This window comes from uncultured Psychroserpens sp., from assembly GCF_947500255.1.
GTDB lineage: Bacteria > Bacteroidota > Bacteroidia > Flavobacteriales > Flavobacteriaceae > Psychroserpens.
On sequence record NZ_CANMRL010000003.1, the window covers coordinates 212061 to 234842 of the forward strand.

General features: G+C 33.9%; 23 protein-coding genes. 13 read left to right on the forward strand and 10 right to left on the reverse strand.

Features of this window, described 5'->3' with window-relative positions:
- Position 1: 1 nt before the first annotated feature.
- Positions 2 to 1162, reverse strand: coding sequence for a THUMP domain-containing protein (locus Q0783_RS10395; RefSeq protein ID WP_298894909.1), 1161 nt, complete (start codon positions 1160 to 1162; stop codon positions 2 to 4).
- Between the two features lie 91 nt (positions 1163 to 1253).
- On the opposite strand from Q0783_RS10395, the gene Q0783_RS10400 reads away from it, so the two are divergent.
- The 4 genes from Q0783_RS10400 to Q0783_RS10415 all read left to right on the forward strand — a co-directional run bounded on the left by Q0783_RS10400 (position 1254) and on the right by Q0783_RS10415 (position 3553).
- Complete coding sequence (locus Q0783_RS10400; protein WP_298894910.1) at positions 1254 to 1985, forward strand: class I SAM-dependent methyltransferase; 732 nt, start codon at positions 1254 to 1256, stop codon at positions 1983 to 1985.
- Between the two features lie 5 nt (positions 1986 to 1990).
- On the forward strand, positions 1991 to 2665 hold the full coding sequence (locus Q0783_RS10405; RefSeq protein WP_298894911.1) for a ZIP family metal transporter: 675 nt from the start codon (positions 1991 to 1993) through the stop codon (positions 2663 to 2665).
- A gap of 5 nt (positions 2666 to 2670) precedes the next feature.
- Positions 2671 to 3099, forward strand: coding sequence for a DUF4268 domain-containing protein (locus Q0783_RS10410; protein WP_298894912.1), 429 nt, complete (start codon positions 2671 to 2673; stop codon positions 3097 to 3099).
- Between the two features lie 82 nt (positions 3100 to 3181).
- Positions 3182 to 3553, forward strand: a complete 372-nt coding sequence (locus Q0783_RS10415) for a VOC family protein (RefSeq protein ID WP_298894913.1) — start codon at positions 3182 to 3184, stop codon at positions 3551 to 3553.
- Here Q0783_RS10415 and Q0783_RS10420 read toward each other — a convergent pair.
- The 4 genes from Q0783_RS10420 to Q0783_RS10435 all read right to left on the reverse strand — a co-directional run bounded on the left by Q0783_RS10420 (position 3550) and on the right by Q0783_RS10435 (position 9599).
- The gene (locus Q0783_RS10420) at positions 3550 to 4176 is read right to left on the reverse strand and encodes a hemolysin III family protein (RefSeq protein ID WP_298894914.1); all 627 of its coding nucleotides are present in this window, start codon (positions 4174 to 4176) and stop codon (positions 3550 to 3552) included. The genes Q0783_RS10415 and Q0783_RS10420 overlap by 4 nt on opposite strands.
- On the reverse strand, positions 4176 to 4865 hold the full coding sequence (locus Q0783_RS10425) for a DUF4294 domain-containing protein (RefSeq protein WP_298894915.1): 690 nt from the start codon (positions 4863 to 4865) through the stop codon (positions 4176 to 4178). The genes Q0783_RS10420 and Q0783_RS10425 overlap by 1 nt, the downstream gene beginning before the upstream one ends.
- A 160-nt stretch (positions 4866 to 5025) precedes the next feature.
- Positions 5026 to 8679, reverse strand: coding sequence for a M1 family aminopeptidase (locus Q0783_RS10430; protein ID WP_298894916.1), 3654 nt, complete (start codon positions 8677 to 8679; stop codon positions 5026 to 5028).
- Positions 8680 to 8711: 32 nt separating this feature from the next.
- Positions 8712 to 9599 (reverse strand): ABC transporter ATP-binding protein, encoded by an 888-nt coding sequence (locus Q0783_RS10435; protein WP_298894917.1) that lies wholly within the window; start codon positions 9597 to 9599, stop codon positions 8712 to 8714.
- 136 nt (positions 9600 to 9735) lie between these two features.
- On the opposite strand from Q0783_RS10435, the gene Q0783_RS10440 reads away from it, so the two are divergent.
- From Q0783_RS10440 to Q0783_RS10470, 7 genes are all read left to right on the forward strand, one after another.
- On the forward strand, positions 9736 to 10824 hold the full coding sequence (locus Q0783_RS10440) for a M42 family metallopeptidase (RefSeq protein ID WP_298894918.1): 1089 nt from the start codon (positions 9736 to 9738) through the stop codon (positions 10822 to 10824).
- Between the two features lie 6 nt (positions 10825 to 10830).
- Positions 10831 to 11988: an aminotransferase class V-fold PLP-dependent enzyme gene (locus tag Q0783_RS10445; RefSeq protein ID WP_298894919.1), complete on the forward strand. Its 1158-nt coding sequence runs from the start codon at positions 10831 to 10833 to the stop codon at positions 11986 to 11988.
- A 4-nt stretch (positions 11989 to 11992) separates the two neighbouring features.
- Positions 11993 to 12547 (forward strand): NUDIX domain-containing protein, encoded by a 555-nt coding sequence (locus Q0783_RS10450; RefSeq protein WP_298894920.1) that lies wholly within the window; start codon positions 11993 to 11995, stop codon positions 12545 to 12547.
- A gap of 22 nt (positions 12548 to 12569) precedes the next feature.
- Complete coding sequence (locus Q0783_RS10455) at positions 12570 to 13256, forward strand: PrsW family glutamic-type intramembrane protease (RefSeq protein ID WP_298895463.1); 687 nt, start codon at positions 12570 to 12572, stop codon at positions 13254 to 13256.
- A gap of 94 nt (positions 13257 to 13350) precedes the next feature.
- The gene (locus Q0783_RS10460; RefSeq protein ID WP_298894921.1) at positions 13351 to 13836 is read left to right on the forward strand and encodes an acetyl-CoA carboxylase biotin carboxyl carrier protein subunit; all 486 of its coding nucleotides are present in this window, start codon (positions 13351 to 13353) and stop codon (positions 13834 to 13836) included.
- A 1-nt stretch (position 13837) separates the two neighbouring features.
- Positions 13838 to 15277: an acetyl-CoA carboxylase biotin carboxylase subunit gene (gene accC / locus Q0783_RS10465; RefSeq protein WP_298894922.1), complete on the forward strand. Its 1440-nt coding sequence runs from the start codon at positions 13838 to 13840 to the stop codon at positions 15275 to 15277.
- 41 nt (positions 15278 to 15318) lie between these two features.
- Positions 15319 to 16860: an acyl-CoA carboxylase subunit beta gene (locus Q0783_RS10470; RefSeq protein WP_298894923.1), complete on the forward strand. Its 1542-nt coding sequence runs from the start codon at positions 15319 to 15321 to the stop codon at positions 16858 to 16860.
- Between the two features lie 9 nt (positions 16861 to 16869).
- On the opposite strand, the gene Q0783_RS10475 is transcribed toward Q0783_RS10470, so the two are convergent.
- Positions 16870 to 17979 carry a helix-turn-helix domain-containing protein gene (locus tag Q0783_RS10475; protein ID WP_298894924.1) on the reverse strand — a complete coding sequence of 370 codons (1110 nt, stop codon included), beginning with the start codon at positions 17977 to 17979 and terminating at the stop codon, positions 16870 to 16872.
- Between the two features lie 155 nt (positions 17980 to 18134).
- On the opposite strand from Q0783_RS10475, the gene Q0783_RS10480 reads away from it, so the two are divergent.
- Both Q0783_RS10480 and Q0783_RS10485 read left to right on the forward strand, forming a co-directional pair.
- Positions 18135 to 18689 (forward strand): SRPBCC family protein, encoded by a 555-nt coding sequence (locus tag Q0783_RS10480; RefSeq protein ID WP_298894926.1) that lies wholly within the window; start codon positions 18135 to 18137, stop codon positions 18687 to 18689.
- Positions 18690 to 18704: 15 nt separating this feature from the next.
- A complete protein-coding gene (locus Q0783_RS10485) occupies positions 18705 to 19580 on the forward strand; it encodes a VOC family protein (protein WP_298894928.1) in 876 nt (291 codons plus the stop codon).
- A gap of 9 nt (positions 19581 to 19589) precedes the next feature.
- Here Q0783_RS10485 and Q0783_RS10490 read toward each other — a convergent pair whose 3' ends face one another.
- The 4 genes from Q0783_RS10490 to Q0783_RS10505 form a co-directional block, all read right to left on the reverse strand.
- The gene (locus Q0783_RS10490) at positions 19590 to 20675 is read right to left on the reverse strand and encodes an amidohydrolase family protein (protein ID WP_298894930.1); all 1086 of its coding nucleotides are present in this window, start codon (positions 20673 to 20675) and stop codon (positions 19590 to 19592) included.
- Between the two features lie 77 nt (positions 20676 to 20752).
- Positions 20753 to 21280 carry a GNAT family N-acetyltransferase gene (locus Q0783_RS10495; protein WP_298894932.1) on the reverse strand — a complete coding sequence of 176 codons (528 nt, stop codon included), beginning with the start codon at positions 21278 to 21280 and terminating at the stop codon, positions 20753 to 20755.
- Positions 21281 to 21283: 3 nt separating this feature from the next.
- Positions 21284 to 22291: a S41 family peptidase gene (locus Q0783_RS10500; RefSeq protein WP_298894934.1), complete on the reverse strand. Its 1008-nt coding sequence runs from the start codon at positions 22289 to 22291 to the stop codon at positions 21284 to 21286.
- The gene (locus tag Q0783_RS10505; protein WP_298894937.1) at positions 22291 to 22737 is read right to left on the reverse strand and encodes a DinB family protein; all 447 of its coding nucleotides are present in this window, start codon (positions 22735 to 22737) and stop codon (positions 22291 to 22293) included. The genes Q0783_RS10500 and Q0783_RS10505 overlap by 1 nt, the downstream gene beginning before the upstream one ends.
- Positions 22738 to 22782 lie beyond the last annotated feature (45 nt).

Genomic DNA, 22782 nt, shown 5'->3' on the forward strand with positions numbered 1-22782 from the left:
TTTAGTTATCCATATATTTACCCTTCTTACTTCCTTCGTACATGACGTATTTCACTAATCGGGACTCCAATTTAGCATTAAATAAATGAATTTTACGTGAAGGACGTAAACCAACATGTTTTAAAGCATCTAGATTAGATGTAATAAACCATGCATCTGTTCCTGGATATCCTTGCTTTAACGTATCACCTATCTCTTTATAAAACGTTTCCATATCAATATCTAAACGTTCACCATATGGCGGATTAAATACCATATGTAATTTATTGTCACCTGCTTTTTGTGTCTTAAAAAAGTCTTCATGCTGAATTGTGATAAACTCATCTAAATGTGCGTTTTTAATATTAGCCTTCGCCTTAGACACAGCACTTGGTGATTTATCGTAACCAATCATTTTATGATGAAAGTCTCTGGTTTTGCTAAGCAGAGATTCTTCAATCTTTTCAAATAGGTCAACATCCCAATCTTGCCAGCGTTCAAAAGCAAATTCTTTTCGCATCAAATTTGGCGGAATATTACAAGCAATCATAGCTGCTTCGGCTAAAATGGTTCCACTACCACACATGGGATCCATAAAATCTGACTGTCCATCCCAACCCGAAAGCATCACTAAGCCTGCTGCCAAAACCTCATTAATTGGCGCGATATTGGTTGCAGATTTATAACCACGTTTGTGTAACGACTCTCCAGACGTATCTAAAGAAATAGTGCATACTTGACGATCTATGTGCACATTGATTTTTAAATCAGGAAAGCGCAAATCTACATTAGGACGTTGGCCGTCGGTACTTCTAAATTTATCTACAATAGCATCCTTCGTTTTCAATGCTACATATTTTGAATGCGTAAATGCTTTAGAATGCACAGTAGCATCAACAGCTAGACTACCTGTCGGCTTTAAATGCTTACTCCACGACATTTTATAGACTTGATCGTAAAGATCTTGCTCATTTAAAACACGGAATGTTTTTATAGGCTTTAAAATTTTTATCGCAGTGCGCAACGCTAGATTAACCTTGTACATAAACCCTTTGTCACCAACAAAACTCACATTTCTAACGCCTTTTTTAACTTCCATTGCGCCTAATTGAATGAGTTCTCGCTCCAATAAATCTTCAAAACCATACAAGGTTTTTGCAACCATTTTATAATTATTCTCCATGCTGTACGACTAATAGATTGCAAAAATAAAGTATTTTTGTGGCTTAGAAGAAGATTTAAAAATGAGATTCTTATTTAACTAGAAAGTTAATATGACAAAAGACACACAACATTGGTATGCTTCATGGTTTGATACGCCATTCTATCATATTTTATATAAAGATAGAGATCACAATGAAGCTCAGGTGTTTATGGATAATCTTACTGAATATCTCAATGTTCCAGAGCAAGGAGACATCTTAGATTTAGCTTGTGGAAAAGGAAGACACTCTGTATATCTCAATAGTCTGGGTTATAATGTCACTGGTGTAGATCTGTCTGAAAATAGCATTGAATATGCAAAACAGTTTGAGAATGATACACTTCATTTCGAAGTTCATGACATGTGCAAACCTTACAAAAAACAATTTGATGCTGTTTTTAATTTATTTACCAGTTTTGGATATTTCGAAAATGAGGAAGACAATCTAAGAACCATAGAAGCCATAAAGGCTAATCTTAACGAGTTTGGATTTGGTGTGATCGACTTTATGAATAGTGATTATGTTATTAACAACCTTATTACTGAAAATGTAAAAACTGTTGAAGGCATCGATTTTCATCAAAAAAGAAGTCTTAAAGACGGTTATATAGTTAAGGATATCTCTTTTTCTACAGAAGGTGAAGATTTTCAATTTCAGGAACGTGTAAAAGCATTTACCCTAAACGATTTTGAAGCGCTTTTTGAAAAAGCAGGCGTATACCTGTTAGACGTTTTTGGAGATTACAAGCTTAGAAAGTTTCATCATAAAACATCTGAGCGTTTAGTTATGGTTTTTAAATAATATAAATGAATACATATTTATTTCCAGTATATGCGGTAGTGTTAGGTATTATAATTGTTGTTATTTTTAAACAACAGAGAAATACCTATACAAAATTGCTCCTCTCTTTTAGTGGCGCCTTTTTATTAGCACTCACTCTTTTTGACCTCTTACCTGAAGTTTATGAGCATTTAGAAGCCAAGCAAACAGGATTGTTCATTATGTGTGGAATCCTATTACAAATCATTCTTGAGTTTTTCTCTAGAGGTGCCGAGCATGGGCATGTTCATATCCATAAAAATGAAACCGCATTTCCATGGCTTTTGTTTATAAGTTTATGCATTCATAGTTTTTTAGAAGGGTTCCCTATTCATCAACATAATGATATGGTTTATGGCGTACTTGTACATAAAATCCCTATTGCCATATTATTGACGATGTTCTTACTACAATCCAGTTATAGTAAGCTTCAAATTATTTCCTTTTTAACGGTCTTTACCGCAATGACACCCTTAGGAACTTATATTTCTAACGCTACAAGCATTAATACCGAATACCTCAACATGATAAATGCTATTGTGATTGGTATATTCTTTCATATTTCTACAACTATTTTATTTGAAAGTAGTGAAGGTCATAAATTCAACCTTTCAAAATTAGTGGCAATTATTTTAGGTGTTGGTATTGCGTTTTTTATCTAGTTTTTATGTTTTCAAAGGAAGAAAGCCGTCTACTCCGGCAAGAATTTTGGACCAGTTTTGGAAAATCATTTCCAAGAAAGTGGATTTTATATGACACCAAAATAAAAGGGTTTTCATTCAAATTTCATTTCGACACAAAGAAGGCATTGGTTGCTTTAGATTTAGAAGACGATTTAGAAAACCGTATCATCTATTGGGAAAAACTACAATCATTACAGTCTATTTTAAGAGAAGATTACTTACCTGAAGTTTACTTTGAAGAAGAATTCTACTTAGATAATGGTAAAGAAATCTCTAGAATCTATTTACCTTTAGACCATAAGGTGTCTATTCACAATAAAAACTCATGGCAAGAGGTGATGGTGTTTTTTAATGAGACTATGAGTAAATTTGAGGCCTTCTTTGAGGAGTATCGTGATATAATAAGCGATTAATCACTTATGCTTTCATTTTAAATTGAAAAGTATAATAGAGTAAAATTTATATCTTTAAAACATCAACCTAAAACAAAAAATTATGAAACTTGGCGCTTTTTCAATTAGCTTAGCCGTAAAAGACATTCACGCGTCTAAGGCTTTTTATGAAACCTTAGGATTTACTGTGTTTGCTGGAGATTTAGAACGCAATTACCTTATTATGAAAAATGGAAACGCTTTAGTTGGCTTATTTCAAGGCATGTTTGAAAACAATATCCTGACCTTCAATCCTGGCTGGGATGAAAATGCCAATACACTAGAAGAGTTTGATGATGTAAGAGCGATTCAAAAACATCTTAAATCGCAGAATGTGAAATTAGAACGCGAGGCAGATGAGTCGACTTCTGGTCCTGCAAGCATTGTAATGCTCGATCCTGATGGCAACGCTGTATTAGTCGATCAACATGTTTAAATAACGAAAAAGTACACCATGAAAAAGTGGCAAATGGCACCTCCTAATACAAATAAGTGCCAAATCACATGGTTATAAGGTATTTTATCAATGGCATAAAAAACGATTCCCACTGTGTAAAGCAATCCTCCTGCAAACAATAAGTACAATCCGTTAGTATCTAGTCTATCGGCTAAGGTAGAGAAGTCAAAAACAATTAACCATCCCATAACGAGGTATAATAATGTGGAAAAGGTTTCGAATCTACCTGTAAAGAATAGTTTTAGAATTACTCCAAAGGCGGCAATTCCCCAAACCACCCAAAAGAGTACCCAACCTAAGCTGTCGGACAACATGATGAGCAGCACAGGTGTATAGGTTCCTGCGATAAGTAGATAAATGCTAATATGATCAACGATTCGAAAGTAATGCTTACGCTTATCCCCTTTTACGGCATGATAAAATGTAGAAGCCAAAAACAAAACGATAATTGAAACTCCGTAAATGATAACACTAAAGAGTCCGTAAGGTGTTTCTCCTTTTAAAAAGACAATAAGTAGCACCAAACCTGCAATTCCAAGTGCAGCACCAATACCATGACTCCAAGCATTTAAGCGTTCTTCTAGAGGCGATTGTATACGCATTAGTTTTTAATTTCGGCTGTTGATTTATTCTTTAACCATTTATCAGATAAGTCGTAGTAATCGAATTCGATAGCTGGTTCTTGACGTTTTAGAACCCTGTCTTGAAACGCACGTTCTAGGATATCTTCAATAAAGAAATCTTCTTTTATCTCCATTGGGTTAAACTCACGCTTAAGAGAAATATCAAACAAGTTGGCTGTACTATTAAACCAAAAGGCACGCCAACCACTGCGCAATTCTTTAATTAACTGAAATGTTGTTTTCCCAGTTTGTCGATGAATTAATTTAACAAGTATCTGACCTTCAGTTCGTGTGAGTTTTTTGAGTTCTGCAGAAAATTCATCTTCAATATACTTTTGAATTTTCTTTGCATAACGTTTTTTATCTCTCTTTTTTTCAAGTGTTTCCAGACGCTGCTTTAAGGTAATCAAACGGTCGGCTGCCAATTTAGCATAAGGATACACTTTTAAGGTCTTTCTCTTTAAGATTAAGTACTGTCTACGTTCTTCTCGATCTGAAAAATTGATCTTATTAAGCACTAAAACTTCTTTTAGGTCTATAGCTTCTTTTACAATAGAATCTCCTTCTACATAGATATACTGTACCAATGTAGAGTCTTTTTCAACAGGTTCAACCTGAGCGAAAAGACACAACGGAAAGCATATTAAAAGGTATACTACTAATCTCATATGTAAGCTTACTGCCAAAACCATTCCATTTAGATCATCAAAATTAATTATTTGTTAGTTTATAAACCTTTATTTCGTGTTAATATTATAATTAAGTTATAATAACAAAGAAAACCCAAAAATGATTTATTTAAGGGTTTTCTCAATTTTGTTAGTATTACTAATTTATGTTCTGTCGGTTGTCGTCAGAACGTGTGTCAATTAACTTATTGTAAGGGTCTACACCAACTTCGGTAGGCTTTTCATCAACAATAATAGACAGTGTATTATTAATCTCTGTGATCTTATGTTTCTTTAAATATAGGACACGTTCCTTTTTCTTTCCATCGCTATCATCTTCGGTGAAAATACCAATATCGATATAATCTTCTAATTTTACTGATAATAATGGCTTATCTTTTCCTTCAGGTAAATACGTAATTGAGTCTCTACCAACCTCAGAATAGTATCGTCTTCCTTTTTCATTATTTCGGTATTTACTCACGTTAAATTCGATATCAACTTTATATTTTCCATTATCCATTTCAGTAGTAGAAGCACTAAGAATTCTATTATCATATAGCGTAATGGTTTCAAACATGTCTTTGATCACATACTGCAAACTATCTGGAGTGACTGCTTTAACATGATTGACCATATCTATTGATGTTGTATAAGGTGGTTCTTGAAATTTCACTTTCTCTACATAGGTTTTAAGTGCATTGTTAAGTACATCCTCTCCAATATAATCACTTAAAGCATACAACACTAACGATCCTTTTTGGTAACGTATATAACCTTGGCCATCATTATACATTAATGGTTTTTCTCGTTTACTCTCAAAGGTTCTCGATGTTAGATAATCATCTAAGGCTTTCTTTAAAAATTTGCGCATTTGATCTTTTCCTATTTCCTTCTCAAGAACTTTTAATGATACATATTCCGATAAACTTTCAGACATCATGGTCGCTCCCAAAACATCTGCACCAATCACTTGATGTGCCCACCATTGATGAGCTACTTCATGAACAGTAATAGCATAAGTGTAATCTACACCTCCATCTTCACTATCATCAACCTCGGCAATAAAACCTGCGTCGCCAGAAAATGGAATCGTATTTGGAAATGACTGAGCAAACCCACCAGCTGGGAATTCTATAATGCGGACTTGTTTGTGTTGGTACGGACTAAAATTTTCTGTATTATAAGCCAATGATGCTTTCATACCTCTCATCATTCTATCGAGATTATATTCATGGCCTTTATGGTAATATATCTCTAAATCGACATCATTCCATTTGTCTCGCTTTACTTCATATCTAGCAGAATTAAACGCATAGAAATGTAATATTTTACTATCCATCTTATAATGAAAATAACGGCGACCATCTTCAACCCATTCCTTCTGTAGATAACCTGGAGCAATTGCGATTTGATCTTCACTCGTACTCACTGTAGCTTCAAAATCGACCCAATCACTATCCTTGGATATATATGTGTTTCCTAAGGCAGATGAATCACTTGGGTGAGGTCGCAATGCATTAGGAGGTAGATCATATTTTTTACGCGTTTTGTCATCTCTAAGTTCATTACTCCCATCATAACCTAAACTTGGAAATAACTGAAAATTATTAAGAAATGTTCCATTTTCAATAACAGGAGAATTACGCCTTAAAATTGTATTAGGTTTATTTTTGACTGTAAAATGCAACTTCATAGTATCACCAGGTATCAACGGACGCTTTAATTCATAAATATCAAAGTTGTACAAGGTATCTTCTAATACGAGTTGATTAGCTCTATCAAATTCGAATGTGCTTGGATAGCTATTATGGTTTAAGAAAATACTATCAATTACTTGGTCTGTTTTGTTGACCATGAGATATTCTCCAGACCCATTAAAATCTCTTGTCTTCGGAAAAATATCCAAGTTTGCTTTTACAGCAATTATTCTAGGCTGGGCAACATCTTGATATTTTTTATAGAGCTTCTCCCACTCTACACGTTGCTGCTCTTGTTCTTTTGAAGAATAGCTTTCATTCTTAATATTTGTTTCGTGGAAAATTCTAAAACCTAAAGACAAAAAGCCGATAAGCAATACTAAAAATGTGATAGCAACTGGAGTCTTAAATCTAGATTTTGCAATTTTAATACGCTCTTTAAACGAATGTGGCAACCCTCTAACCCAAAATAAGCCTGCAATGACCATCAATACTAATCCACCAAGAACCCAATAGCTTTTATATAATAAGTAGCGACCTAAAGAATCTCCGTATCCATTCATGTCATTAAATCTAAACCCAGGACCTTCGTTATATTTAAAAATAGGCTGTTCTACACCAGCCAAACTCAAGAATGGAATACCAATCGCAATAACCAACAACACAAAAAGACCTAGATATGGATTTCGTATCAAAGTCTGAATCCATAGCGCTAAGAAAGCCCAAATCACATAGTTAATAAGCTTTAAACCAAATAATTCTTTAATGTATAATCCTATCTCAATATCAAAATATCCTTTATATAATTGAAATAAAATTCCTGATATCATAATAACTGTTAACAACAGCATTTGCATTTTTACAATGGCAATAAATTTTGATAAAAACAGTGACCAATTTGGAATTGGAGTCACGTCCTCTATACCATTCATTTTTGCAATCTTACTACGGTTGACTAACATTCCTGCGTATAAAAATGTACAAATATTGATAGCAATTACAAATGCGCCTCCGCCTTGTAACATACGCCATGTTCTAGGATATGATGGTGTTCCGAAAGGGTTTCCTAAATCTGCAAGCGCTATTAATACAATAATAAGACCTACCAATACAATACTAATAAATGGCCAGCTCTTAACAATATATTTAAATTCTACATTAGATATTTTCCATGTGTTTTTCAGGTTTTGTAGAAAAGAGTAATCAAAATTAACTTTAGGTAAATTTACTCTTGTTATACCTCCAAAATTGCGTTTTGTAGAACGTACACCTTGTGATTTTTTAAAGAGTGAAAATGAAATAGCATTTTGGCTAAACTTAAAGAATCTATAAACCAAAGCAAACACAACTGAAGACACACCCAACCAAATCAAACGGTTATATATAATAACTTCTTTAATAGGGATATGCAACTCATTTTGCTCTGCAACAGTCCAATACCTAGTATAATATTGCATAGCCGCTCCACCAAAAGGGTCTGCCAAGGCAGCAATATATCTATGCTCTGGATCCGATAAAAAGCTCTCGGCCACGCCTTGGACAAATAACAGTAAGATAACAGTTATAAATCCAGCCGCTATATTTCTTGTAAACGTAACAACTCCAAAAACAATAGCCCCAAACAATAATATATTGGGTAAAATGAATACCCAATACGCATTAAAATAAGATTTGAAATCAAATGCAGTGATCAAATCAGGATTAGTTCCTGGTAAGCGATACCCAATAAACATTCCAATTCCAATAGTTAATACAACACAAGTTACAATAAGTACTGCGCTAAAAAATTTGGCAAATAAATAGCTGCTTTTTGTAAATGGGTATGAATATAAAATAGTATGCATATCACTCTTATAATCTCTATATACTGATACACCAATAATTGATGGAAATAAAAAGAAAATAAAAATGGTTAATGAAATAAATAAATTAGCAATACCGAACGGTGAATTTACAGTTCTAGATGAACCGGTCGTAACTGTTATGCTATCGAATATTCCTGCATTGGCTGCAGAAATAAATAGAGCCAAAGCAAAGAAAATTGCCATATAAATATAGAAGGCAGGTTTTTTTAACCAGTACTTCAATTCATGAAAAAATATAGTAGAAAACATAGTGTATTATTTTAGTTGCAAATAAATTTCAATTAGCTTAAAACAGGTTCATCCTGTCGTAATGCTATAAAATACACATCGTCTAACTGTGGCTCGGTTGATTTAAAATCGGCATCAGGTAATTGATCTGAAAACACTCTAATGTTTAATGTATTATCTTCATTATAATTAGAAGACAACACATTGTATTTAGCTTCATTTTCCTCTAAATTATCACGCTCGATAATCTTGGTCCAAATTTTCCCGCTAAGCTCTTCTCTAGCTTTTGAAGGCGTCGAATGTTTCAAAATACGTCCACCATTTAAAATAGCCATTTCATTACATAGTTCTTTAACATCTTCAACAATATGTGTCGAAAAAATCACAGTGCAGTTGGTTCCTACCTCGCGAAGTACATTTAAAAAACGATGTCTTTCAGCTGGATCTAAACCTGCAGTAGGCTCATCTACAATAATAAGTTTAGGGCTATTTAATAATAATTGAGCTATCCCAAAACGTTGTTTCATTCCTCCTGAATAACCTGCAACATTCTTTTTACGCACGTCTGATAAATTCGTGATCTCTAAAACTTCATTAACCAATGCAGCTCGGTCACTTTTTGAAGCGACTCCTTTTAAAGTAGCAAAATAATCCAGTAAAGCTTCAGCAGACATTTTTGGATACACACCAAACGATTGTGGTAAGTATCCTAAAATTCTTCTGAGTGCCATTTTATCTTCCAAAACATTAATGTCTCCAAACATAATCGAACCCGAATCTGGACTTTGCAATGTTGCAATCGTTCTCATAAGCGATGACTTTCCTGCTCCATTTGGACCAAGTAAACCAAACATTCCAGTACCAATTTCGAGATTAAGATTATCTATAGCTTTGACACCATTTTTATATGTTTTTGTTAAATCTTTAATGACTAGCTTCATCTGTTTTTGTTTAAAATTAAATTTATAAGGTGATAAGTGTAAAAATAGTTCATTTTGTTACAAAATTTAATTGAGTAACATTTTAATACTGAATAAATCCTTTTATTTTTACAGAAATACAAATAACAACATATCTATGGCATCAAAAAGTATCCTAAATAAAAAATCACTCGATTTCCTTGAAAAATATTTAAATAATGCAGCACCTACAGGTTATGAATGGAACGGTCAAAAGGTTTGGATGGATTATCTAAAACCTTATGTAGACGAGTTTATCACTGACACCTACGGAACGGCAGTTGGCGTAATCAACCCAAAAGCTAAGTACAAAGTAGTTATTGAAGGTCATGCAGATGAAATTTCATGGTATGTAAATTATATTTCAGATAACGGATTGATCTATGTGATCAGGAATGGAGGAAGTGATCATCAAATTGCTCCAAGTAAAATTGTAGATATCCATACTAAAAAAGGGATTGTCAAAGGTGTCTTTGGTTGGCCAGCTATCCACACAAGAAGTCGCGCAAAGGAAGAACCACCAAAACCAAACAATATTTTTATAGATTGCGGTTGCAGCAATAAGAAAGAAGTCGAAAAACTAGGAATACATGTTGGTTGTGTGATCACATATCCCGACACTTTTCATATTCTAAATAAAAATAAATTTGTTTGTCGTGCATTAGACAATCGAATGGGCGGATTTATGATTGCCGAAGTAGCCCGATTACTAAAACTGAATAAAAAGAAATTACCTTTTGGTTTATATATCACCAACTCCGTTCAAGAGGAAATTGGATTACGTGGTGCTCAAATGATTACAGATACTATCAAACCAAACGTAGCAATAGTTACTGACGTTACGCACGATACAACAACACCAATGATTGATAAAAAGAAAGAAGGTCATTTACAAATTGGTAAAGGTCCTGTTGTAGCCTATGCACCAGCAGTACAACAAAAATTGCGTGATTTAATAACAGATACTGCTGAAGAAAAGAAAATACCATTCCAACGTTCTGCCTTGTCTAGAGCCACTGGTACAGACACAGATGCATTTGCTTATAGCAATGGAGGTGTTGCCTCTGCATTAATCTCTTTACCATTGCGTTACATGCATACAACTGTTGAAATGGTGCATCGTGATGATGTGGAAAATGTCATTAAAATGATTTATGAAACACTTCTTAAAATTAAAGATGGAGATACATTCTCTTATTTTGAATAAATACTTATGAGTATTCAACATCAAAAACACCTTTTCAGTATTCCTGAAGACGTTACTTATCTAAATATAGCTAGCCTCTCTCCCTCTTTTAAAGCTGTTGAGAAAGCTGGTCTTGATGCCGTACTACAAAAAAGCAAACCCTATACAATTCCGGTTTCAGATTTTTTTGATCCTGTAACTGAACTCAAGCATTTATTTGCAAAACTCATTGACACAGATGAACCTGAACGTATAGCAACCATCCCTTCCGTTTCCTACGGAATGGCTACTGTTACTAACAATATCAAACTCAATCCCAATGATGAGATTTTAGTTATTGAAGAGCAGTTTCCGAGTAATATCTATGCTTGGAGGAAACTTGCAGAAACTTATGATGCAAAAATTATAACCATAGCTAGCCCAAATCTTACAGAAGATAATGGCAAACAGTGGAATAAAGACATTCTTGACGCTATTTCCGATAAAACTGCTGTTGTGGCTTTAGGCAATATCCATTGGTCTAATGGAACAATTTTCGATTTAAAAGCTATAAGATCAAAAACAAGAACGCATGACGCTTTATTGATTGTAGATGGCAGTCAAACTATAGGTGCTTATCCGTTTTCAATTAAAGAGATTCAACCAGACGCGCTTATTTGTGCTGGATACAAATGGCTCTTTGGTCCTTATGGATGTGCTTATGCATATTATGGAAATTATTTCGATAACGGAGAACCTATTGAAAACAATTGGGCCAACCGATTGAATAGTGAAAAATTAGCTGACCTTACTAATTATGAAGCGCGTTACAAACCTCTAGCTAATAGATATGCTGTAGGTGAAAGTGGCAATTTCATTTATGTGAAAATGCAAATCGAAGCACTAAAACAAGTGATTCAATGGAAATCGAATACTATTCAAGAGTATTGCAGATCTATTTCTCTATCTGCTACAGAACAATTAATAGCTTTAGGCTGTCAAATTGAACACCCAGAAAATAGGACACATCATTTGTTTGGTGTTAAACTGCCTGAAAACCTTGATATCAAGAAACTCAAAACGGCACTACAAGAACAGCAGATTTACGTATCATTTAGAGGTAAATTCATTCGAATTTCCTGCCACTTCTACAATACTAAATCCGATTTTGAAACCTTAGTTAATTGCATTAAATCTGTACTCTAATAGTATGGAAGATTATATCGATATCGCTGATAGAAAAGGAAAATTAACTGGCGTTTCGGCTTCAAAATCTGAAATTCACTCTAAGGGACATTTTCATCATACAGCACATATATGGTTGTTTACTTCAGATGGTGAAATTCTACTTCAGCAACGTGCTGCTTCAAAACTGATTTGCCCATTGTTATGGGATGTTTCTGTTGCAGGTCATGTAGATGCAGGCGAAACCATAGAACAGGCTGCTATTAGAGAAACAAAAGAAGAGATTGGTATTTCAATTTCCGAAGAACAACTCATTAAGATAGGTGTTTTTGAATGTTTTCAATCGTATTCAAACGGTATTATTGATAATGAGTTCCACAATACATACATCGTAAAATTTAACTTAGACATAGGGGATTTCACTCCAAACCCAAACGAGGTAGAAGCCTTAAAATTTGTTACGATTTCAGAATTTAATGAGAAACTAGAGCATAGCGATATGAATAATCATTTCATATCAAGTAACAAAACCTACTATCAATTCGTTTTAGAAGCCATTAAAAATAACCTAGCTAAATAATTTTCACTACTTTTCGTTCATGATCAATTTACTTGTACTCGCCATTGCTCCTATCTTTATAATTATTCTATACGTGTATTATAAGGATAAATATGACAGGGAACCAAAAGGTCTTTTATTAGCAAGCTTTTTATTAGGAGCCATCATAAGTATTATTATTACAACCATAATCTATATTGGATTTGACATCATACTTCCACTTAAAGATGAGTTTAGCGTGCCTCAACAGTTTGTAAAAGCATTCTTAGTTGTTGGCCTCACTGAAGAATTTAGCAAATATATAATTGTTCGGTTTTTCTCTCAGCCAAAAGATGCCTTTAACGAACCTTTTGATGGCATCATGTATGCAGTCATGGTATCTATGGGTTTTGCGGCTACAGAAAATATACTTTATGTTTTAGAAGGTGGTTACGCCACAGGTATTTTAAGAGCTTTTACTGCTGTTCCGGCGCATGCTACATTTGGTATTTTAATGGGTTATTTTATGGGAAAAGCAAAATTCTCAAAAAATAGGATCAAACTCAACCTCTTTGGATTATTATTGGCTGTCACATTTCATGGGTTTTATGACTTTTTCTTATTTATAGATTTTATTCCTGGTATATGGGTTGGCGCATTTATATCGCTTATTCTTGGTATTATATTATCACACAAAGCCATTAAAACTCATCAAGAGAATTCTCATTTCAATCCAAAAAATGGTTTATAATTTCTATAATGTATTTTAATTATTTTGCTAAAAATAATCCGTTACGAAAACGTTATAATTCGTTACCTTTACTGCGAATAAAAAAACCATTTTAATGAGTCAATCCTTTAAGGTAAATGTCAATTCATCATTCGATTTTGATATTTCAGAAACAGAAAGCTCCCAACTCAACAGCATCAAAACTTCAGCAAGCGAACATCATGTTTTACATGAAAATTCATCATACAAAACTGAAATAACTAGATCAGATTTCAACAAAAAAGAATTTCAAGTAAAAGTTAACAACAATACTTATAATGTAAATATTATAAATGAGTTAGACTCATTAATAAAAGAAATGGGATTTGAAATAGGTAGCTCAAAAATTGTTAATGATATTAAAGCACCTATGCCTGGATTAATTCTTGAAATTAATGTAAAGAATGGTCAAGAAGTTAGCGAAAATGACACGCTTTTAATCTTGGAAGCCATGAAAATGGAAAATGTACTTACCTCTCCTAGAGATGGTGTCATAAAATCTATTTCAGTAGAAAAAGGTGATGCCGTAGAAAAAAATCAATTGCTCATAGAATTCGAATAAAATGAAAAAAATATTAGTAGCTAATCGTGGAGAAATTGCAATTCGCGTCATGCTTACAGCAAAAAAAATGGGTATTAAAACAGTAGCTGTTTATTCAACTATCGATAGACATTCTCCGCATGTAAAATATGCAGATGAAGCTGTACTTATTGGTGAAGCTCCTTCTAATCAATCTTATCTATTAGGTGATAAAATTATAGAGGTTGCAAAAAGCTTAGATGTTGATGGTATTCATCCAGGTTATGGGTTTTTAAGTGAAAATGCAGATTTCGCTGAACTTTGTGAAGCAAACAACATTACATTTATTGGCCCAAAGTCTAAAGCTATTAGAGTCATGGGTAGCAAACTAGCTGCAAAGGAGGCTGTTAAAGCTTATGATATACCAATGGTCCCTGGAACAGATGAAGCTATTACAGACATTCCTGAAGCTAAAAAAATCGCAAAAGATATTGGTTTTCCAATATTGATAAAAGCCTCTGCTGGAGGTGGTGGAAAAGGAATGCGTATCGTACAAAATGAAGAGGAATTTGAATCTCAAATGGATCGAGCTATTAGTGAAGCTGTTAATGCATTTGGTGATGGCTCTGTATTTATTGAAAAATACGTCACGTCTCCTCGTCATATTGAAATACAGATAATGGCAGATACACATGGTAATATCATCCACTTATTTGAGCGTGAATGCAGTATTCAAAGACGTCATCAAAAAGTCGTTGAAGAAGCTCCATCAAGTGTGCTAAGTCCTGAACTTAGACAAAAAATGGGAGACGCAGCCGTAAGAGTTGCTCAAGCATGTGATTATGTTGGTGCTGGAACTGTAGAATTTTTGTTGGACGATACTCACAATTTCTATTTTCTTGAAATGAATACACGTTTACAAGTTGAACATCCCGTATCAGAGATTATTACTAATACCGACTTAGTAGAACTTCAAATTCGAGTGGCTCGTGGTGAAGTATTAGCTCTAAAGCAAGACGATCTTGAAATTCATGGTCACGCTTTAGAATTACGCGTTTATGCCGAAGATCCTCTAAATGATTTTTTACCTAGCGTAGGAACTCTTGAGACGTACAAACTTCCTAAAGGAAAAGGCATTAGGGTTGATAATGGATTTGAGCAAGGTATGGAAATCCCTATCTATTATGATCCAATGATCTCTAAACTTATTACCTACGGAAATACACGTGATGAAGCTATATCTTTAATGCTAAAGGCTATTGACGATTATCATATTGAAGGAATCCAAACGACTTTACCTTTTGGAACTTACGTTTGTGAACATGAGGCTTTTAAAAGTGGAAACTTCGATACTCATTTTGTGAAACGTTATTATGCGCCAGAGGATTTAATCGATCAACAAAAAACTGAAGCCAAAATTGCAGCTCTTGTTGCCGTAAAACACTATTTAGAAGAGCAAAAACTTTTGCGTATTCCAAATTAAATTCAGTTTAAAATAAATCATTCAATAACATACCATTTTCTATGGATTCAAAAATAAAAACCCTAAACGACAAATTACAAAAGGCCTATTTAGGAGGCGGACAAGTTAGAATTGATAAGCAGCATCAAAAGAAAAAACTCACTGCGCGTGAACGTGTAATGTATTTTTTAGATGAAGGCTCTTTTGAAGAAATAGGTGCTTTAGTAACCCATAGAACAAAAGATTTTGGAATGGAAAACCAAAAATTCTATGGCGATGGTGTTGTTACAGGTTATGGTACAGTTGATGGACGTTTAGTATATGTCTTTGCACAAGACTTTACTGTATTTGGTGGCTCTCTTTCTGAAACTCATGCAGAGAAAATCTGTAAAATAATGGACTTGGCCGTAAAAGTTGGAGCGCCTGTTATTGGATTAAATGATTCAGGAGGCGCCAGAATTCAAGAGGGTGTTCGTTCTCTTGGTGGTTATGCAGATATTTTTTACAGAAATGTACAGGCATCTGGTGTCATTCCGCAAATTTCAGCAATCATGGGTCCTTGTGCTGGAGGTGCTGTATATTCACCAGCTATGACAGATTTTACAATTATGGTAGAAGATACGAGTTATATGTTCGTTACTGGGCCAAATGTTGTAAAAACAGTAACCAATGAAGAGGTTACAAGTGAAGAACTTGGTGGTGCAAGTACACACTCAACAAAATCTGGTGTAGCTCATAAAACATCATCAAACGATGTTGAATGCCTAGAGGATGTTAAAACCTTGCTAAGTTACTTACCACAAAATAACACAGAAACCCCTAAGCTTTTACCCTACAACCTACAAGACGAAATAAGAGATAGCTTATCTACAATAGTTCCTGATAATGCTAATAAACCTTATGACATGCATGATGTAATCAAAGGTATCATAGATGAAGATTCTTTCTATGAGATTCATAAAGATCATGCTGAAAATATTATTGTTGGTTTTGCTCGTTTAGGTGGCCGTAGTATTGGTATTGTGGCCAATCAACCTATGTTTTTAGCAGGTGTACTGGATGTAAACAGTTCAAAAAAGGCAGCGCGATTTGTACGTTTCTGTGATTGTTTTAATATTCCTTTACTTGTACTAGAAGATGTTCCTGGTTTTTTACCAGGCACAGATCAAGAATGGAATGGTATAATTGTTCATGGCGCAAAACTACTCTATGCATTTAGTGAAGCTACAGTGCCAAGAGTAACTGTAATTACACGAAAAGCTTATGGAGGTGCCTATGACGTTATGAACTCAAAACATATAGGTAGTGATATGAATTTTGCTTGGCCTAGTGCCGAAATTGCCGTTATGGGAGCCAAAGGTGCTGCGGAAATCATCTTTAAAAAGGATATAAACGCTGCCCAAGACAAGGAAGCGAAATGGAAAGAGAAAGAGGCTGAATATGCTGAGCTTTTTGCAAACCCGTATAGCGCAGCAGAACGTGGTTTTGTTGATGAAGTTATTCTTCCAAAGAACACAAGAAGAAAGCTAATAAAAGCCTTTGCAATGCTAGAAGATAAAGTTGTTGATCGTCCAAAACGCAAGCATGGAAATATTCCATTGTAATATCTATCCCTAGAGTTCTTTTGTGATTTTACTGAAATAGGAATTTGGAGTTTCATTTGTGAATTTTTTAAACGCCCTATAGAAACTTGTTTTATTGCCAAATCCACATTCTTCTCCAATAGCTTGTATTGAAAGCTTTGATGCTGTTCCTTTTTTAAATAATTGCTTGGCTTCCTCTATTCGGTATGAGTTGATAAAATCGTAAAAAGAGATATTCATATGTTCGCTCAATACCTGAGAAATATGATGAGAAGGCACATCTATTGCAACAGATAAGTCTTTTATCTTTAAATTGGTCTTAAGATACATTTTTTCTACAGCAACAGCATGAGTCAGTTTTTCATTAATTAAAATCTGTTCAGATTTATTTAAAGGTGATGTTTCATACTTAGTTTTGTTTTTTGAGAATACATCTTTTATATCCACTACCGAATAACTCAAAAGCAATATTGTAATGGCCATTAAACTTGCCAATACAATTTCAGTAGTAATAGCAGAAACTCCTGTAATTAAAAATCCTGTTTGAAATATCATGTAAAATACGCATAGAACAATTAAGGTCCATGAAATACGATTGAGTACTGACTTATTGCCGTTGAATTTTAACTTAATTAATTTTAATGAAACAACAACATAAATAAAAAACAGAATTATAAATAGGTTAGCCGATAGCCATTCTATAAACGTAACATTTCCATCTGGTATATTTTTATAATAGTAATTAATAGTATTCACCTTAGCAGCTGTTGGTTGCATTAAATAAATAAACTGCTCAATAAATGCAATTATAAATGGCAACGTATGCAACATATCCACTCTATTAAAAGTAAATCGCTTAGTATTAAAACTTTTTACAAACAAAAAATAAGAAGGCCCTAAAAGAAATAAAGTCGGATAACTAAGACCTAATAGATTTGGGTATTGCTTAATGATTTCAGTAGTAAAAAGCAAAAACGTATCTAAATGTAAAATCAGAAAAAATAATAATGCTGCTAAAAACCATCTTGATATTCCCAGAGATCTTGCTCTAAATAATACCACTATTACAAAAAGTCCAATTAGAATGGTTCCTCCTAATAAGAATGTAAGTACAAATGCTGATGCTCCTAAACTATCCATAATAAAAACTTAATGCAATATAGTAAGCCTTTATTAATTGATAATAGCTTTTTATGATTTGCATTCAATCAATCGGTTTCAATTAATTAAGCGTGCCCCTTTTTACTAAAAAACATCACAGCAATCCTCTAATTTTAATCAAAATTATTTTTCAAATGGTACGTAAAATATTAAAATGGACTTCGATTATTATTAGTGCTTTAATTGTCATCATATTAGTTTATGGCAGCATACAATACTCAAAAGCAAAAGGCACTAATCACTTTATTTCAGAACGCATTGTTGAGGCCCCAAAAGCTAAAGTGTGGCGTATCATATCAGATGTAGGTAATTACCATAAAGTCACTGCTGATGGTATTGACGATGTTAAAATAATAGAAGGAGAAGGACTAGGTTTAAAACGTATATGTGCAGATCAAAATGGAAATAGTTGGGAAGAAACCTGTACGTCATGGATTCCCGAAAAAGAATTTGGTTTTGAAGTCAACACGCAAAAGGAAGACTATCCTCTTCCCTTCAAATCTCTTTCTGCAATCTGGAAAATAGATGCTATTAGTCCCAACAAAACTAAAATAACCATAGACATGAGCTATGAATTTAAAAATGCATTCTTAGGTGGTTTATTTCTGAATTTAGGAGAAAAACAAGCCAAGAAAGATTCCAATTTTTTATTAGACAATTGGCAAAAAATGGCCGAAAACAATCAATAAATAAAACTTAAACTTATGAAAAATACAATGAAATTTATACTGCTATTATGTATATCACAAACTCTGGCACAAACGTCAAATACTATTCCCGAATGGTTCCAAAAGAACATGGAAGGTTCTATTGGGACTTGGGTTGCTGATAATGCTGAATACCAAAATGAAAATGAGCCTATGACAAGTTACGCAATGGATTGGAAATGGGGCATTGGTAAAACATCTATAACTGGTGAACTCTATGGTTATATTGACGACAAAAAAGTTGGACCATTTTGGGAGTTTAGACAGTACTGGGATTTTAAAAAAAATGAAGGCATACTCATTCAATATGGAAGTGATGGCACTGTTGGTATAGGCCCATTAAAACAAATTTCGGATAGCGAAACCGAATTAACACAGATATTTACAACCCCATCTGGAGTTTCTACAACTCACGGACATCGCTCTAGCTTAAAACCAAATACATTAACAGTGAGTTCATTTACTATTGATGCTAATGAAAAATGGACTGTTAATAGATCGTATACTTGGAAGCTTACAAAAGCAAAAAAAACCAACGATTTGGGCCAGCTATCATTATCTCTTAACGTTAAAGATATCAAAGCCTCTTATTCGTTTTATAAAAAATTAGGGTTTAAAAAAGCAGAAGGCAACCTAGATCAAAACTGGGTGGTTTTATCTGATGGTAATTCAAAAATTGGGTTATTCCAAGGCATGTTTCCAAACAATACCATTACATTTAATCCCATAAATGCGCGAGAATTATATAAAGTAGCAACCTCTAAAAACTTACCTGTTGTTATGAAAACAGGAATGGATAAAAAAGATGGCAAAGCATCTTTCATGATTACAGATCCAGATGGTAATCCTATTTTAATTGATCAACATAAATAAGAGATTATGCTAGTTTGGAAATAAACTTTTATCTAAACCTGGGACAATACGCAATGCATTTTTATAATACACTTTCTTAAGCACTTCGTCTGGTAAATCTAAACCATACATCGGCCAAAAGGCATGGTATTTTTTATGATATGGAAAGTATTCATCAGCACTTTCCAAAACTCTAAAATACGTTGGAAACTCATTGGGTTTCCAACTGTCTTTTCCAAATAGAATTCGGTCTTGATATTTGATAAAAAAAGCCTTTGCGAAACGTGGTTGTCTACCTAATTCAGCTATAATAGCACCAATACCAACATTCATATTTGGCATCTCATCTAATAATTTACCAAGATGTCCTAAGTCATTAGCAAACCAACCCATATGTGCATTGATAAATGTCGTGTTAGGATGCGCTTTAAACATATTGTGTTGCTCTTGTATGATTTGTTCCCAAGGTGCTGGGTTATTAGCATCACGCTTGCGACGTGGATGGGTTTTTAACTCAAGCCATCTCTCATTATCACCATCAAATTCGTCCCAAAATGACTTCGGATCTGCAGCATGAATCAACACCGGAACTCCTAATTCTCCGCAGGTTTTCCAGATCGGGTTCAATCTTGGGTCATCAATTGCTAAACGCTTACCATCAACATCCGTATTTCTCAACCCTAAACTCTTGTAAACTTTGAGTCCGCGTGCGCCATTTTTTACATCTTCGCGCAACTGTGCTACCTTCTCTTCAATCCAACCCTCTGCTCCTGCTCCTTCAAAATTGATATTACAAAATACAACAAAGCGACCTGGGAAATTCTTGTTAATATTTGCAACCGATTGTATAAGATCATCTCCCGTTCTTCCACTTAAATTAACCATGATCTTCATATTTAATGTATCCATGGCAGCAACAACTGGGCTTAAATTTTGAGTAGGCATTTGATATTGATGACCATGAACATCAATAAACGGAAACTTTGCTTTTTTAATAATTTTTCCTGGAACAACAAGTGTTGATTTTGGGTTGTAATCTTCAAAAGATATGTCTTGGGAAAAGGATGAATATGCCGCGAATAATAAAACGCAGATCAAATAATACTTAGTTTTCATATGAAGTGTTTTATGCTTTAAAGTTAAACATCACAAGTGATAGAGCTATAGATTTAGCATGTGTTTAACACAAACTGTTAAAACACACGTCCGTAATAATTTAAATCTACAATTTCGCCTTTTGTAGTTCTGTAATCATTCCGAATGACTCCTTCTAATTCAAAACCACTTTTTAAAATCACAGCGATGCTACCATTATTTCTGCTACTAGCGCGACACAAAAGCTTAATGAATTTAAACTCTGCAATAATATGCTCAATAACTAAAGTAGCAGCTTTTGTTGTAATCCCTTGACCTTGATATTCTGCATCTATAAAAAAGCCTAGTTCTGCTTTAGGTACATTCCAATCGATATTTTTCACATCTACCAGTCCCACAAACAAATTAGTAGTGAGATCAATAACCATGTACGGCAAGTAAGTTTTATTTTGAATACGTTCCTCAATTTCTAAACAATAGGCTTTAGTATCCTCTAATGTTAAGGTCTTGGCTACTGTTCCTGCAAAAAAATCCTCAAGACGAGCTCTATTTCTATCAATTAAGTTAAAAAACGCTTCACTTTCTGTAGGTTGCAATAGATTGATTTTAAAGTGATCAAAATTCATTATTTAATTATTATTTATCCAGTTAATAGCTTCTGTTAACGCAGCTTCAGTAGCACTAAATTGGTCAGGGCTTAATTGCTCTCCAAATATATTTAAATCTCTGTCTGCAAAATAATGGGTTGTAAGAAGAAGTCTAGCACTATCACTCAAGGTGAATGGTGTATTAGCAGTTGAGAGCCCACAAGTAAGATCTCCAAATGTTCTAGTATTAGGTCTGCTAATAAAACTAACGGCAATAGCCTCTCCAGAGCTAGCCACACCATTGTCAAACAAGACAGCAACTTTTGGGTTTGGATTTACCAATTCGTATGCTGGTTCTAAAGACATTACTACCGTTCCGTCAAGAAATGATGAATTGTTGTCAAACCCAAATGCGATTTCATTTTGATCTGGATCAACAAAATAACCTGATGTACCATTACCCAAAACAGGTCCAATACCTGTTAGCATAGGCCACATATTTCCACCAGTATTTGCTCTTAAATCTACAATCCAAGCTTCTATATTGAGTCCGTCTTGAGATTGAATTTGGGTTCGTATATTTTCCGCAAATGCAATACCATCACTGCCTCCAGAACCATTAAAATTAGAGACTTTCACATAACCAATATGACTTGGAACTTCAACATTTTCAAATGCCGTACCTTCACAGATGACACTGTTTGGGTTCACATATTGTTCATTTGAACCAATATAAAAACTGTGGTTATCACCTAATAACTCAAGAGCCTTTAATATTCCTGGATAGGTATCTTGTATGGTTTGTGCATTATTTTCTAACTCAGCAAATGCTTCACTTCTTAAATTGTTCCAATCAATTGTGTATTTATTAATCGAGTTATCTTGCATAATATTAATCACCTGATTAAGGTAATTTCTTGCAACTACTGATATATTATCAATAGTATCAATTTCGGATGCGGAATCTCCTGCTGATGGAGCAATGTCGCTCTTACTACACGAAAAGATAATAAGTATGAATAGTGTGTATATTTTAAATTTTTTTGTCATTATGAATCTAGTAATCGTCTATGATAATTGATTTGCCCTAAATGATAAGATAAATGCATTACTAAATGTACTAGAAAGTATTCGGTAGTCATAGTATCTTCAAATACGCGGCGCTTATATTCTTTTTGCAAATCGTTTTCTGTAAGATCTTTTAAAACTCTTGAAACAACAACAATGGTATCATCTACTTGTTTGATTAAGTCCTCTCGAGGCACATCTTTGAGTGAAAACTCTAAATCACGTTGCCTTACATATCCCGAATCACCAATAGTCTCTCCAATAAAATGATTAAGATTTCCAACGATATGCAAACATAGATTTCCAGCAGAATTGGATATGTCTTTGGTTACTAACCATAATTTACTTTCATCAGTATAAGCGTTAACTTCTTTTTTTAAGGCCTCTAAATCTCTAGTATATAATTTTATTAATGTATCTGTAAGCATGTTGAGTTTAATTATAAAATGGTACTATAAAAGTATGCAATAATC

Bases quoted from the DNA above. Each gene is read 5' to 3' on its own strand.
- Q0783_RS10460 (WP_298894921.1), top strand. From the start codon at position 13,351: ATGAGTCAATCCTTTAAGGTAAATGTCAATTCATCATTCGATTTTGAT.
- Q0783_RS10500 (WP_298894934.1), bottom strand. From the start codon at position 22,291: ATGACAAAAAAATTTAAAATATACACACTATTCATACTTATTATCTTT.
- Q0783_RS10440 (WP_298894918.1), top strand. From the start codon at position 9,736: ATGGCATCAAAAAGTATCCTAAATAAAAAATCACTCGATTTCCTTGAA.
- Q0783_RS10490 (WP_298894930.1), bottom strand. From the start codon at position 20,675: ATGAAAACTAAGTATTATTTGATCTGCGTTTTATTATTCGCGGCATAT.
- Q0783_RS10425 (WP_298894915.1), bottom strand. From the start codon at position 4,865: ATGAGATTAGTAGTATACCTTTTAATATGCTTTCCGTTGTGTCTTTTC.
- Q0783_RS10430 (WP_298894916.1), bottom strand. From the start codon at position 8,679: ATGTTTTCTACTATATTTTTTCATGAATTGAAGTACTGGTTAAAAAAA.
- Q0783_RS10485 (WP_298894928.1), top strand. From the start codon at position 18,705: ATGAAAAATACAATGAAATTTATACTGCTATTATGTATATCACAAACT.
- Q0783_RS10480 (WP_298894926.1), top strand. From the start codon at position 18,135: ATGGTACGTAAAATATTAAAATGGACTTCGATTATTATTAGTGCTTTA.
- Q0783_RS10400 (WP_298894910.1), top strand. From the start codon at position 1,254: ATGACAAAAGACACACAACATTGGTATGCTTCATGGTTTGATACGCCA.
- Q0783_RS10470 (WP_298894923.1), top strand. From the start codon at position 15,319: ATGGATTCAAAAATAAAAACCCTAAACGACAAATTACAAAAGGCCTAT.
- Q0783_RS10435 (WP_298894917.1), bottom strand. From the start codon at position 9,599: ATGAAGCTAGTCATTAAAGATTTAACAAAAACATATAAAAATGGTGTC.
- Q0783_RS10495 (WP_298894932.1), bottom strand. From the start codon at position 21,280: ATGAATTTTGATCACTTTAAAATCAATCTATTGCAACCTACAGAAAGT.
- Q0783_RS10410 (WP_298894912.1), top strand. From the start codon at position 2,671: ATGTTTTCAAAGGAAGAAAGCCGTCTACTCCGGCAAGAATTTTGGACC.
- Q0783_RS10450 (WP_298894920.1), top strand. From the start codon at position 11,993: ATGGAAGATTATATCGATATCGCTGATAGAAAAGGAAAATTAACTGGC.
- Q0783_RS10405 (WP_298894911.1), top strand. From the start codon at position 1,991: ATGAATACATATTTATTTCCAGTATATGCGGTAGTGTTAGGTATTATA.
- accC (WP_298894922.1), top strand. From the start codon at position 13,838: ATGAAAAAAATATTAGTAGCTAATCGTGGAGAAATTGCAATTCGCGTC.
- Q0783_RS10420 (WP_298894914.1), bottom strand. From the start codon at position 4,176: ATGCGTATACAATCGCCTCTAGAAGAACGCTTAAATGCTTGGAGTCAT.
- Q0783_RS10415 (WP_298894913.1), top strand. From the start codon at position 3,182: ATGAAACTTGGCGCTTTTTCAATTAGCTTAGCCGTAAAAGACATTCAC.
- Q0783_RS10505 (WP_298894937.1), bottom strand. From the start codon at position 22,737: ATGCTTACAGATACATTAATAAAATTATATACTAGAGATTTAGAGGCC.
- Q0783_RS10445 (WP_298894919.1), top strand. From the start codon at position 10,831: ATGAGTATTCAACATCAAAAACACCTTTTCAGTATTCCTGAAGACGTT.
- Q0783_RS10395 (WP_298894909.1), bottom strand. From the start codon at position 1,162: ATGGAGAATAATTATAAAATGGTTGCAAAAACCTTGTATGGTTTTGAA.
- Q0783_RS10475 (WP_298894924.1), bottom strand. From the start codon at position 17,979: ATGGATAGTTTAGGAGCATCAGCATTTGTACTTACATTCTTATTAGGA.